Consider the following 13,189-nt stretch of genomic DNA (forward strand, 5'->3'; position numbering starts at 1 on the left):
GGATTTTCGGATCATCGTAGCTCACTCAAAGGAGGCGAAGATGAGACAGAAATCCGCGCCGCAGAAACCAGCGGCAGAGCAAGTCATCAAGGATATTCGGCGTGCGACGCGCAAGCACCACTCGGCAGAGGACAAAATCCGCATCGTGCTGGAAGGCCTGCGTGGCGAAGACAGCATTGCCGCGCTGTGCCGCCGCGAAGGCATTGCCGAAAGCCTCTATTATAGCTGGTCGAAGGAATTTCTCGAAGCTGGCAGGAAGCGCCTAGCTGGCGATACGGCGCGTGCTGCCACCTCTGATGAGGTCAAGGTTCTTCGCCGTGAGACCCGCGATCTGAAGGAGGTCGTGGCTGAGCAAGCGCTGGAACTACGGCTTCTCAAAAAAAGCATGATAGCGAAATTGCTGGACCCGTTCTTTTCTTTAGGTATGGCCGCCTGCGTGCGCGCCGCGGGCTTGCCGTGGCACGGACGCTCACTTTGGAGCTTGCCCTTGCAAAACCTCTACTACCATGCTCCCGCTTCGATGAAGGTCGCAGTCTTGCTCAACCAGCTTCAGTTGCGTTGTGAATTCCGGGTAAACGCGCTGTGCCCGGGCTGCATATCCGCGTCTTTCAATGCGGAGTTCATTGCGAAAAACTGGCGCGCGGCTACGGAACGTTCTTGGGTCAAGAGGTCCCGCTCGGCCACCGGGCGGATGTTTCCCAGATCTCCGAACTGACCCGCCTTATCGTTTTGGATCGCTCATCTTACATGATCGCGCAGATCCTGGTGGCCCAAGGTGGGGCGACCGTGTCTTAGAAGGGCCACCGTCATTTGAGGTCGTGAGCTTTCGGACTGACCTACTATCCCCCTGCAGCCGCTTGCTTTGGCAACACGCACTCCTATCCGTCGTTGCCCAGAAAAAAGAGAAGCATTGCATGCGACGCATCCGGTCCGCCCGGGTCGGTGTATGATCCGCTTGGATGTCCGCCCGACCAGGCGTGGCCGACCTGGTCAATGAGCCAGTATTCCAATGTCGGGATGCCCTGCGGGTCGGTAAACCTTGTCCTGGTGTAGCTTCGTCCGCCATTGGAGCGGGCCTTGTGGGTTTGCGGGGCTGAATGATTGTGGGACGCGCTTGCCAACGCCACGATTCGGTCGGCATTGGAAGGGTGAACCGTGCGGTCGGAACTGCCCTGGAAGACAATGGTGCGAATCTGGGACGTAGCGTTTGCACCGCCGCTCGGGAGGGAATAGGTAGTTGCATCACCCCGCATGACGGAAAGGGCAGACATGACATCGTTTGCCGAGCCATATGCCAACCCTGAGTGAATGCCGACCGCTGAATACAGATCGGGATAGGTTTCGCCCATGATAGCCGCCATTGCGCCGCCTGCAGACAGGCCAGCCACGAAAACCTGGCTTCTGTCGAGACTGTATTCCGAGATCAACACTTCCGTCAGCCCTGCGATGATAGATGGCTCGCCAACGCCACGTTTCTGGTCACTGGGTCGGAACCAGTTCCAGCAGGACGCGCTATTTTCGATCCCAGTCTGCGCGGGATAGGCGACGAGCAGTCCGTGCGACTCTGCGGCGGTGTTCATTCCCGTTCCGATTGCAAAGTCGTCCGGGTCCTGTTTGCATCCGTGGAGCATGACGACAAGTCCACGTGGCTTTTCTTGTGCCGAGGCCGGAATGTAGAGCTTGAAATGTCGCGTGCCGGCTGCGCAAGAATACGATCGGCTTGCGAATTGCGCCCCTGCCGCAATGACAGGCCGGCGTTGAGGCTTTACCACTCCCGCCAGCGCTCCGTCTGCCATGCGACCGAATATACCGCCTTCGCGCCCCTCCCGCAGGATACGCACCGCCTCATTCAAAGGCTTGCGCAGCCGTCTATAGGGTTTGGCCCCATACGCAGGATCATGCGCTTCAGCATCCTTACTAGATTCAACGTCAGTAATCTCGGCCTCGGGATGGATTTCAAAGGGTTTCTGATGATTGACCGGGGACGGGGGCAAGATATCTGGATCTGCTGCCTTGGAATTTGCGGAAGCAGGGCGGCCTGCCAGGGCAGCCTGAATGATCGCCGTTGCCTCGGTCAGGTTCAGAGCGCGGGTCGACGATGTCGCCCGACGCATGGCTGCAAAGAAATCCTCATTCATGCGTCTATCCTTTTGTGCCGGGTGTAAAAACGTAAGTGGTCTGGCTCCGACATCTGCATCCTTGTGGCTCTTATTCGAGAGCAAATGCCAGGATCTTCAAGTCCATTGGTAATCTACGGAACCTAACAGAAGTTCTGAGTTTCAAACTTTGAGCGAAAGCGTTCTCTAGGGGACTCAAATGTTAAATTCACTCCCCTAGAGGATGCGGTCGGCTAGCGCCGCTTTCAGTTCCTTGCTGGCCTGGAGGGCGCCGAGCACAGTGATGGATGCGATTGTTGCGCGGGCGAGCTCCGGTGTGACATCGGATGCGATGCGCACAAGGCCGACCACCTTGACGTGAAGTTTCTCGCCGCCTGCCTTCACGGCCTCCAGTTCGGCCATGTCGTAAACACGTAACCCCAGTTCGAGCGTCTGGCGGACGATAGACTCCTTGACCGCCTCGCCTTCGGCAGAAAGCTGGTTTCTGATCGCTGTGCGGATGAAATCACTGCGGTTGGAGTAGAAGCCTTCCTGAACCAGGAGATCTATGCGCCCGAGATCCACATAGCCGAGATTGATGGTCAGCTTTTCAGTATCGCCGACCTTGTCGCGCCTCTTGTGTGAGTGATCAATCAACGTTCTTTCTCCATCCATATGGATGGTATGTGGATGGGAAATTATGATATTCAAGAGAAGCGTGATTTTTATTGTTCGCTCGGCAGCGTGGCTCTCAAAGTCCGCATGCGACCCGTATCGACACCCTTGGAGACATATTGCATTTAAAGACGCGACCAACGGCCGCTGCGGATGGGGAGGGGAAGTTTGAACAGGGGAGCCGGTTGTCTGGTTGCTTCCACTTATGCGTCTGATTTTGCTGTGCGGCTAACCAAGCCGGGCAGGCCCCAGTTGTATAATGCGCTCACTTACTCCCGGCCTTTCGCGTTTGCTATCGTCCGGGCTGCGGCAAATCCACAATGCTGCGAATGATCGCCCACCTCGAAACCAACACTGCCAGCATGAGTTGCGCGACGATGCACATCTTTGCGCGAGAGAACTTGTGACAGGCCTGATGTTCGCCCGCCCTCAGCTGTGCATGTTGGCCGCTCGCGATGTGACGCGACCACTTTCGATCAGTGCTTTCGTGTAGTCCTGTTGCGGCGAGAGGAAGATCTGTTCGGTTTTGCCCTGTTCAACGATTTCGCCGCGCTTCATCACGATTGTGCGATCGCAGATCTGACGGATAACTGCCAAATCGTGCGAGATGAACACGTAGGTGAGGTTCAGTTCTTTGCGCACCTCCTGCAGGAAGTCCAGTACCTGCGCCTGCACCGAAATATCCAGAGCCGAAGTGGGCTCGTCGAGGATGAGAAGACGCGGATTGAGCGCGATCGCCCGGGCAATGCAGACGCGCTGCTTCTGACCGCCGGACAATTCGTGTGGATAGCGATATTTGAACAGTTTTGGCAGTTGGACGATGTCGAGCAGTGCCTCGGTGCGCGCAAATATGTCGCGCCGGCTCATGGACGTCTGGAGATAGAGCGGCTCACTGATGGCGTCGCCGATTGTATGGCGACCATTGAGCGCTGAATGCGGGTTCTGGAAGACGAACTGCATGTGGCGGCGGATCTGGCGAAGGGGCTCTCCGGTCAGGCCGGAAATATTCTGGCCCTGGAAGATGATCTCGCCCGCGGTCGGTTCAATCAGTCGCAGCAGCATGCGAGCGAGTGTGGACTTGCCCGATCCGCTTTCGCCGACGAGACCGAAAATCTCGCCGGTTTCAACCGTGAGATTGATGTCGTTGACGGCCGTGAAATCGCTTCCGGATCGGCTTTTGTAGACCTTTCTAATGTTGGTCGCTTCCAGCAGTTTTTCCGCCATTGTCGACGAACGCGCGTCGATTGCTGCCGCTGCAACACGGCGTGGCTCGACTTCGATGTCCGGGACTGCTGACAGCAGTTGGCGCGTGTAGTCGTGCTGCGGATTGCCCAGAATATCGGCAGTCATGCCCTGTTCGACGATCTCGCCCTTGTACATGACCGCACAGCGGCTTGCGATTGTAGCTATCGCGCCGATATCGTGACTGATCATGATGACCGTGAGATTGAGTTTTGCCACCAGGGATTTGATGAGGTCGAGCACCTGCGCCTGGACCGTCACGTCGAGCGCTGTCGTGGGTTCGTCCGCGATCAGCAGATCCGGCTTGCCAGCGAGCGCCATTGCGATCAGCACGCGCTGGCGCATGCCGCCTGAAAGCTGATGTGGATACTGGTCGAAGAGCCGTGCCGGATTGGGCATGCCCACCTGGTCCAGCAGCTCCTCGCCGCGTCTACGGCGCACCTTTTTCGGGGAAACGCCGTTGCCCGTTGCCCGTTCGTGCGCTGCAATGACATCCGATAGCTGCTGGCCGACTGTAAAGAGCGGGTTGAGATAAGTCATCGGGTCCTGGAAGATCATCGAGATCCTGATGCCCCGGATGCCTGCCCAGCCCTTGTCGTCCAAACGCGTGATGTCTTTGCCGTCGAAGGTGATGCTGCCGCCCTGCACCGTGGAATTGTTTGGGCCGATGCCCATGACGGAGCGCACCAATACGGTCTTGCCGGAACCGCTTTCGCCAACGATGCCGACGGTGTCACCACGGTTGACGGTCAGGTTGATGCACTTGAGGACGTGGATGGGACCATCGAAAGTGCCGATATCGAGACTATAATCCTTGATGTCGAGAAGTGCATCGCTCATCGGGTTCGGCTCCGGGGATCGAGAATATCGCGAAGGCCATCACCCAAGAGGTTGAAGCCGAGCACGGTCAGGAAGATGGCGGCTCCCGGGAAGACGGAATACCACCACCAGTCAGGCATGTAGGAGCGTGCGACTGAAACCATCGCTCCCCATTCGGGTGCTGGCGGCGGAGCGCCGAGGCCGATGAAGCCCAGACCGGCGGCAGCCAGGATCGCCATGCCCATGTCCATGCTCATCTTGACGATGATCGGCGACATGCAATTCGGCAGGATGTGGTGCCAAAGGATCCAGGGCGTTCTGGCACCGATAGCGCGCGCGGATTCAACGAAGAGCTCTTCCTTGACCGCCAGCGTTTTGGCTTCCACCAGACGCACATAGCCGGGCCACCAGACGATGGCGAGGGCGATCATGCAGTTGGTGAGGCCGGGGCCGAGCGAGGCGACAATTGCAAGGGCCAACGCAAGACCGGGAACGGCGAGAAACAGTTCCGTGACCCGCATGATGCAGGCGCGCACCCAGCCCCCGTTGTATCCGGCAATAATACCGAGGGGCACGCCGACCAACGCGCCAAGGCCGGTGATCACGATGCCGATCCAGAGCGAGGTTCTTGCGCCGACGATGACGCGAGAAAAGATGTCCGTGCCCATTTCGTCGGTGCCGAAAAAATGCTCGAGGCTCGGCGGCAAAAGGCGGGCACCCATATGCACCGCACCTTGCGTGTCTTCCGGATAGGGCACGATCCACGGGCCGATCGCCGCCAGAATGAGGAAGAGTGCGACCAGTGTCAAACCGAGCATCGAGGAGAAGCTGCGGCAAAACATATGCGCATATAGGCGCATCTGGCGTATCCGGCTGGCATGGCGCTCCCGCAACGGAAGAGGTTTGGCGGCCGTCTGTTCAAGAGTGGTCATCAGGCCCTCCGAAGGCGGGGATCGATCCAGGCATAGGCGAGGTCGACCAGAGTGTTGGCGATGATGAAGAAGAAGCCGATCAGAAGCGTTACGCCGATCACCGGCTTGAAGTCGGAGGCAAGTGCCGAGGATACGGCATAAAGGCCGATGCCGGGCCAGTCGAACACTGTCTCGACCAGAACCGTGGAGCCTAGCATCCAGCCGAAACGCAGGCCGATCATCGCGATTGTCGGCAAAAGCGCGTTTTTCAGCGCGTAGATCATGATGATGCGGCGTGAGGACAGGCCGTGAGCGCGCGCCGCGACGATATAGTCGGACTGCAATACCTCGATCATCTCGGCGCGGTTGACGCGCAGGATCGACGCAAGGCAGGGAAAGCTGAGCACGACGGCGGGCAGGATGATGTGCGACAACGCGTTGTTGAAGGTCTTGAGATTGCCGGCAAGCAGCGAGTCGATCAGAAGAGAACCGGTGATCATGTCTGGCGGGCGGGTTGTCAGCGGCAATCGTCCTGACACCGGGAGCCAGCCCAGATCGACGGAAAAATAGAGCTGCATCAGAATGCCAAACCAGAAGGCTGGCAGCGCTACGCCGGAAATCGATAGGATACGGGTGAAGTGATCGATGGGCCCGTCTTTATAGACCGCGGACAGCATTCCAAATGGCACTCCGACGAGTACCCCAAGCGCCATGGCGACAAGGACGAGTTCGATGGTGGCGGGAGCGTAGCGCAGAAGTTCGTCAAGGACCGGACGCGTCGAGACGATAGAGGTGCCGAAATCGCCGCTCAGCAGATCCTTCATGTAGATGCCGAACTGTTCGATCACAGGTCGATCGAGACCATATTCGGTGCGGATTGTCTCAACCATGTCCTGGGTGGCGTTGGGACCCGCGACCAAGCGTGCGGGGTCGCCCGGAGCAATATTGGTAATGACAAAGGTCAAGGCTGCAATGCCGAGCATCGTCCCGGCCACCGTCAGGAGCTTTCGCAGTGTAAAGGACAGCATCTTAGTTCCAGATCCGTTGGGGTGAAGGCGGCAAGGCCGCCTTCACCTACATTGTTCACATTGGCTCTATGAAAAGGTTAGTCTTCCTTGATCCACAGGGGATAGAGATCAACTTCCCCGGTGAAGCGTACGGGGCTGAAGGTAAAGCCCTGCAGATAGCTCTGACGTGCCCAGCGCCGGTTCTGCAACATCCCGAAGACTTCCGGCTGATCGGCGACGATCTGCTTCTGGATCTTGGCATAGAGGTCGGCGCGGGTACCCCAGTCGGTTGCCGCACGGGCCTCGTCGATCATCTTTGAGACCTCCGGGTTGTCGTAATGGGCAATGCCGTAATACTGGCCCCAGCTGTTCTTGTGGTACTGATAGGCAACCGCATCAGCGTCCGTCGAGATCGGAGTGGCGTAGATCGACGTCATGTTCGGCGTGGTATCGACAGAAGAGCCTGCGGCCACCATGTTCGGCCACTGTTCCGGTTTGATGTTGACCTTGATGTTGAGCGCCTTGAGGTTGTCGAGCAGCACGAGACCAATGCGGCGCGCCTCTTCCAGACCGGCAACGTGGACGTAGTCGAGCGTGATGCCGCCGTCCGGATAAGCTGACTTGGCCAGATATTCCTTGGCCTTTGCGAGATCCTGACGCGGAATTCCAGGAACGTCGATATGGCCCTTCATGGCGCCAGGAAGCGGGCTTGTTTCAAGCGTGGCGGCGCCATTGTAAATGCCGACAAGCGCATCATAGTCCATCGCATAGGCAATAGCCTTGCGCAGGTTGATATCAGCTGTTGGGCCCTTCTGGTTGTTGAACTTGATACCGAATGTTGTTGTGCCCTTGTGATCTTCAATGACGATATTAGGGATCTTTTCAATCTGAACATAGTCGTCGGAAGTCAGCCCTTCGACGATATCGGCCTCGCCACGTTGCAGAGCAGCTTTCTGGGCTGACGGTTCGCGGATCATCCGGTAGATCACGCCTGCCGGACGGTTCTCACCTTGCGGCCAACCCTTCCAGTAGTCTTCAACGGAAGTAACCTCGTAGAGGACATTCGGTTCCCAACGACCGAGCTTAAACGGACCCGAGCCGGCTTCATGGTCTACCAGCCACTTCTGACCGTAATCACCATCCACTTCGTGTTCCTTTACCTGCTTAGGGTCGACGACAAACCACCAGGGCAGGAAAGACAGGAAAGGAGCAAAGGGAGCCTTCAGTTCGAATTTTACCGTATGGTCATCGACAGCAGTTACGCCTTCTGGAGCAAGAAAATCCTTGAGCATCCAGGCGACGCCCTTGTTAAGCTTGAGGCCGCGCTCGAAGGAATAGCGAACGGCTTCGGCGGTCACGGGCTCGCCATTATGAAACTTGGCGTTATCGACCAGATGAAATGTCCACGTCTTTCCATCTTCGCTCGTTTCCCAGCTTTCGGCGAGCCACGGCTTCACTTCCGCCGGATCGCCTTCATACTTTACCAGCGCATCGTAGACACCTTGCTGGATCATGCGCGTCGACCAGTCGTAACGAATATGCGGATCAAGCACCGGAATGGCCTGACGGCCGCCGAACACGATAACATTGCCATCGTCCGTGCGCTCGAAGGCAAGAGCCGGAGAAACGAGTGCCGATGAGGCGACGAGGCCAGCCAGCGCGATATTCCTGATTATTCTTCCGAACATTGAGTTCCCTCTCATTTTAGTTGGTCGGCGGGGTGGTTGGATCAAATCATCTGCCGCACGATGCCTGCAACGAGGCGACGTGACAGGAGCACGGGTGCATTAACGGAGGAGCGCACGGCATCAAGCATTTCTGCTGAATAGCCCATGCAGTGCATGACGATAAGGTCGCAGTCCTTCAACTCGGACGCGCGTTCGACCATATCTTCGTCCGCATAAGGCGAGGCTGCTATGAGACGAGGACTGCCGGAAAAGATGTGGCGTTCGCTGAAGTCATCCACCTGACGTTGAAGCGGCAGGATGACACCAAGGCGGCTGGCCGAGGCTGCCAGTGCTTCGACAGTGGAATCGACGATACGCTGGGCTTCGACGACGAGGGTCTTGTACAACGGCTCGATCCTGGTGCCCGTGCAAAGAAGTACGATGAGGCTGAAACCATTTTCGTCGATGTCCTTCAGCAACTGGTTGAGCTTTTCTTCGGTGCGCAGCTTTGAGGAGACGATCTCAGTGCCATCGGCAAGGCGTGTTGCGAAGGAATGCTCTCCATCCTTGGCGCGCATACCGTCAAGTTCTTGCGTGCTCATTCCATCGAGGACACCGTATTCCTGATACTCAATTTTACCGTCCGGTACACCGACGCAGATCTCGGCCAGCATCTCAGGCACGAGGTCGATACGGGGCGTCTGACCTATTGTAACGAATGCGATCTTGAAGGGAGATGACATGCTGCGTGTAGTTCCCTGCTTGGCTATCTTTATGACAGGGAGCCTACCGCTGGCGACGGCGCGTTCTCTATAGGGTTATCCCCCTATACGCATGAGAATCTGACACAATTTTGCAGCCTAGACTTTAGGCAAAATGCGTCGGACCACAGGTTTTTATGCAAATAATTGCGCCAGTCGAATAAAAAAGCGACTAGGGATGGCCCGCCGCCACCACCATTCGGATCAAGGTGTTGGATGAGTTGACTTCCATCTTGCTCATCACATTCGATCGATGGATTTCAACTGTCTTAGGACTGATGCCGAGCTGACGGGCGATCGCCTTGTTGGATAGCCCTTCTGCCACCAGCGACAGCACCTGACGTTCACGTGGGGTCAGGCGCTGTAGCTTCTCGGAGAATTCTGGCGCGACGCCCGGAACGGTGGCTGGATGTGTGCCGTGCAGCAAAAGCCGTATTGCGCTCGCAATGATACGGCGGGCAAGGATGACGGGCTTGCCGCTCGCCTTGGCCACCATCAGCCGGTCAGCCTCGGTAAAGCTCACCGAATTCAGCACGATGATCTCGCAATCGGCAAGATCCAGAAGTGCATTGGCAAGAAGGGCCTTGTCGCCGTCAGCTGCATGGCTGGCCAAAATACGATAGGATGAAAGTGCGGGAATATCGAGCTCTTCGACTTGCTGAGCTAGCGGTTGTATCAATCCCAAGGACGACCCGTGTTCAGCAAGCGAAATGACCGTCGATTCCATGGCGCGCTGGGCATTGACCGTCGGGCAGGTGCTCTCAAAATCGCGGAAAAGTCCCGTGGACAGGATTACGATGAGGTCGAACTGGCTAGGCTGGAAACCAGCCGCAATCTCGGCCATGCGCTCGGTAATGCGCGGTTTGGAAACCACAACATCGCTGCCGTCTGCCATGCGGGTAATAATACTCAGTTCACCGGGCCGAACCTTCAACTCATCAATTTGAGCTGCAGACAGGCCGTCCAATGCGCCAGTCTCCATGGCTTCGATGGGTAAATCCAAGCTTTCGAGCATTTCGTCTATGATATCGGCACGCGGCGATTGGCCGACGCTGAGAAACATCACCTTGTAGCGGGACGCCGCTTTCTCTGATGCGGTCGAAGGCGCGTTCGATGGGATCGTCTTCGCAGTCAGGGGAGTTTCCTTTCGATAGTCCGTCACAGCCCTTTCTAGCGATGCTTAAAAACAAGGCAAGCTTGTTATAGGGGCAGTCCCCTATAGGCAGCACTCACGGCTCATGGCTAGGTTCTAGCACATTCTTCGGAGGGAAACATGATCCGTGATTTTGACGAGGGCGAAATTGATCCGCTCGCAGTAGGTGCCTGGATCCTCGGCACTGGCGGTGGTGGAAGCCCCTATCTCGCCCAGCTTAACCTGAAAAAGCTTTACAAGGACGGCAAGCGCGTTCGACTGATCGACCCATTGGCGCTCGACGATGGCGATGCTGTAGCCGTTGTCTCCAAGATGGGGGCGCCGCTTGTGGGCCAGGAACGCCTCGTCGATCCTGCCCATTTGGCGCGCGCCATGCAGTTGATGGAAGGCTATACAGGTCGCAAGTTTCGAGCTGTCATGAGCGTTGAAATCGGCGGCGGTAATGCACTTTCTCCGTTTCTCGCAGCGGCGATGCTCGATATCCCGGTGGTAGATGCCGATGCGATGGGGCGCGCTTATCCGGAAGCGCAGATGACCAGCTTTGCGATCGGCGATCTGCCTATGTACCCATTAACCTTGGTCGATTGCCGCGACAACGAGGCGATCGTCGCCAAGGCCGCGTCGTGGAAATGGATGGAGCGTATTTCGCGAAAGATCTGTACCGAGGTTGGCTCAACATCAGCCACATGCAAGGCACCGCGTACCGGTCGCGAAGTGAAGGACTGGGGGGTTCTGCATACAGTCACGAAAGCTATCAGCCTTGGGCGTGCCGTTTTGGACGCGCGCGCTGCCCATAACGACCCGATCGAGGCCGTGTTGCGTCACGAGGGCGGCAAGGTACTGTTTAAGGGTAAGGTCGCCGATGTGGATCGCACAACCACGGGCGGGTTCCTGCGGGGCGCAGCCCATCTTGAGGGCCTTGACGACTATCGCGGCGCCAAGGTTGAACTTGCATTTCAGAACGAATGGGCCGTTGCCTTTCGCGATGGGGAGGCGATTGCAATGACACCCGACTTGATCTGCTTGCTCGACAGTGTTTCGGGTGAAGCGATCGGTACGGAGACCGTGCGCTACGGCCAGCGTGTGACGGTTGTTGCCCTGCCAGCCCCAGGCGTGCTCACCACGCCGAAGGGCCTCGAACACGTCGGCCCACGCGCCTTCGGATATGACCTTGACTTCAAATCGGTGTTCTCAGCATGAAACGGATCGGAATTGACGTAGGTGGCACCAATACGGATGCTGTTCTCATTGATGGCGAAAAAGTCGTCTCGGCGATCAAGTTTCCCACGACCTCGGACGTGATGCAGGGCGTGGTCAACGCCATCGCTCACGTCGTCAAGGAACAGCCCGCAGACTCAAGCCCTGTCGACGCGGTGATGATTGGCACTACGCATTTCACCAATGCGGTGGTCGAACGTGCCCGCCTTCAGAGGGTGGCAGCCATCCGTATCGCCATGCCTGCCGGCGCATCGCTGCCGCCGATGGTGGATTGGCCGGACGATCTACGTGCCGCGGTGGATCCGTTGTCTTTCATGGTCCATGGCGGCCATGAATATGATGGACGCGAACTCGTGCCGCTTGCTCGCAACGAGGTTCGCGAGGCTGCGATGAAGATCCGCGATGCCGGCATCGAATCGGTTGGCATCACAGCGCTGTTTTCGCCTCTGACTGCCGAATGCGAGCTCGAAGCGGCAGACATCGTTCGCACGCTTATCCCCGGTGTAAGCATCACCTTGTCGCACACGCTAGGCCGTATCGGCCTTCTGGAGCGCGAAAACGTCACCCTTCTCAACGCGGCTCTCCAGAGCCTCGGTCATAACACCATCGAGGCCTTCAAAGGTGCACTGCGCCAGGCCTGCATTGATGCGCCCTTCTACCTGACGCAGAATGACGGCACAGTCGTGCTGGCCGATATTGCAGCCGCCAATCCTGTCTACAGCTTTGCTTCCGGCCCGACGAATTCCATGCGTGGGGCGGCCTTCCTGACGGGTCTCAAGGAGGCAATGGTCATTGATGTCGGTGGTACCACCTCCGATATTGGATGCCTGGTCGGCGGCTTCCCTCGCGAAGCTAACAACGTCGTGGAGATCGGCGGCGTTCGCACGCTCTTTCGCATGCCCGACCTCCTTCCCATGGCCCTTGGAGGTGGTACCATCATCGACCCGGAAACGCGCACGATTGGCCCGCGATCGGTCGGCTATCGTATTACTGAAAAGGCACACGTCTTCGGTGGCGATACGCTGACGACGACCGACGTGGCGGTAGCTGCAGGCTTGGTCGAGATTGGTGACCGCGACCGGGTCAAGCACCTCGATCAGGCGTTGGTCGCCGATCTTTTGAAGCGTATCGAGGTTATGGTCGAAGACGGCGTTGACCGAATGAAGACTTCCGCAGATGGCGTGCAACTGATCGCGGTTGGCGGTGGTGCCTTCCTGATCCCGGAAAAACTCAAAGGCACAAGCGAGGTCTTGCGTGTTGAACATGCCGGGGTTGCCAATGCGCTCGGAGCGGCGATGGCACAGGTGTCGGGCGAAGTGGACCAAGTGTTCTCCGGCATGTCGCGCGACGACGCTATTGCTGAGGCAGACCGTATTGCCCGTCAGCGTGCAGAAGAGGGTGGTGCTGACCGAAAGTCGATTGTCACGCTGGATGCAGAGGACATCCCTATTGCCTATCTGCCGGGCGACGCCCGTCGTGTTCGGGTTCGTGTTGTCGGAGATATCGCTTTCATGAAAGATACGCCGAACCCCAAGTCATAAGTGTCGAAAACTCTCTGTTCTCAATTGCCCGCCGGCTTACCTGAAGGGCGCTGATGGCGGCTGGTTCGGTTGCAAGACAAACCAGGTCTGCCTCTGGTC

Annotated in this window: 10 protein-coding genes and 1 pseudogene; 3 read left to right on the forward strand and 8 right to left on the reverse strand. The window is 57.6% G+C overall.

Going from position 1 to position 13,189, the window contains the following annotated elements; all coding sequences use genetic code 11:
- Nucleotides 1-40 precede the first annotated feature (40 nt).
- A pseudogene (locus tag ACQQ2Q_RS18320) lies at nucleotides 41-382 on the forward strand (transposase); the annotation flags it as partial.
- 496 nt (nucleotides 383-878) lie between these two features.
- On the opposite strand, the gene ACQQ2Q_RS18325 reads toward ACQQ2Q_RS18320, so the two are convergent.
- From ACQQ2Q_RS18325 to ACQQ2Q_RS18360, 8 genes are all read right to left on the reverse strand, one after another.
- Nucleotides 879-2,138, reverse strand: coding sequence for an extracellular catalytic domain type 1 short-chain-length polyhydroxyalkanoate depolymerase (locus ACQQ2Q_RS18325; protein ID WP_428188569.1), 1,260 nt, complete (start codon nucleotides 2,136-2,138; stop codon nucleotides 879-881).
- 195 nt (nucleotides 2,139-2,333) lie between these two features.
- A complete protein-coding gene (locus ACQQ2Q_RS18330) occupies nucleotides 2,334-2,771 on the reverse strand; it encodes a CopG family transcriptional regulator (RefSeq protein WP_428188570.1) in 438 nt (145 codons plus the stop codon).
- Between the two features lie 429 nt (nucleotides 2,772-3,200).
- Complete coding sequence (locus ACQQ2Q_RS18335) at nucleotides 3,201-4,853, reverse strand: ABC transporter ATP-binding protein (RefSeq protein WP_428188571.1); 1,653 nt, start codon at nucleotides 4,851-4,853, stop codon at nucleotides 3,201-3,203.
- The gene (locus ACQQ2Q_RS18340) at nucleotides 4,850-5,764 is read right to left on the reverse strand and encodes an ABC transporter permease (protein ID WP_428188572.1); all 915 of its coding nucleotides are present in this window, start codon (nucleotides 5,762-5,764) and stop codon (nucleotides 4,850-4,852) included. Before ACQQ2Q_RS18340 ends, ACQQ2Q_RS18335 begins: the two co-directional genes overlap by 4 nt.
- Nucleotides 5,764-6,771: an ABC transporter permease gene (locus tag ACQQ2Q_RS18345; RefSeq protein ID WP_428188573.1), complete on the reverse strand. Its 1,008-nt coding sequence runs from the start codon at nucleotides 6,769-6,771 to the stop codon at nucleotides 5,764-5,766. The genes ACQQ2Q_RS18340 and ACQQ2Q_RS18345 overlap by 1 nt, the downstream gene beginning before the upstream one ends.
- A 77-nt stretch (nucleotides 6,772-6,848) precedes the next feature.
- On the reverse strand, nucleotides 6,849-8,438 hold the full coding sequence (locus tag ACQQ2Q_RS18350; protein WP_428188574.1) for an ABC transporter substrate-binding protein: 1,590 nt from the start codon (nucleotides 8,436-8,438) through the stop codon (nucleotides 6,849-6,851).
- 41 nt (nucleotides 8,439-8,479) lie between these two features.
- Nucleotides 8,480-9,160 carry an AroM family protein gene (locus ACQQ2Q_RS18355; RefSeq protein WP_428188575.1) on the reverse strand — a complete coding sequence of 227 codons (681 nt, stop codon included), beginning with the start codon at nucleotides 9,158-9,160 and terminating at the stop codon, nucleotides 8,480-8,482.
- A 190-nt stretch (nucleotides 9,161-9,350) separates the two neighbouring features.
- Nucleotides 9,351-10,340: an AroM family protein gene (locus ACQQ2Q_RS18360; protein WP_428188576.1), complete on the reverse strand. Its 990-nt coding sequence runs from the start codon at nucleotides 10,338-10,340 to the stop codon at nucleotides 9,351-9,353.
- 111 nt (nucleotides 10,341-10,451) lie between these two features.
- On the opposite strand from ACQQ2Q_RS18360, the gene ACQQ2Q_RS18365 reads away from it, so the two are divergent.
- Together ACQQ2Q_RS18365 and ACQQ2Q_RS18370 are read left to right on the forward strand one after the other, a co-directional pair.
- Nucleotides 10,452-11,531 carry a DUF917 domain-containing protein gene (locus ACQQ2Q_RS18365; protein ID WP_428188577.1) on the forward strand — a complete coding sequence of 360 codons (1,080 nt, stop codon included), beginning with the start codon at nucleotides 10,452-10,454 and terminating at the stop codon, nucleotides 11,529-11,531.
- On the forward strand, nucleotides 11,528-13,090 hold the full coding sequence (locus ACQQ2Q_RS18370) for a hydantoinase/oxoprolinase N-terminal domain-containing protein (RefSeq protein WP_428188578.1): 1,563 nt from the start codon (nucleotides 11,528-11,530) through the stop codon (nucleotides 13,088-13,090). The genes ACQQ2Q_RS18365 and ACQQ2Q_RS18370 overlap by 4 nt, the downstream gene beginning before the upstream one ends.
- Nucleotides 13,091-13,189: the final 99 nt, after the last annotated feature.

This window comes from Agrobacterium sp. ES01 (assembly GCF_050320885.1).
Classification (GTDB): domain Bacteria; phylum Pseudomonadota; class Alphaproteobacteria; order Rhizobiales; family Rhizobiaceae; genus Allorhizobium.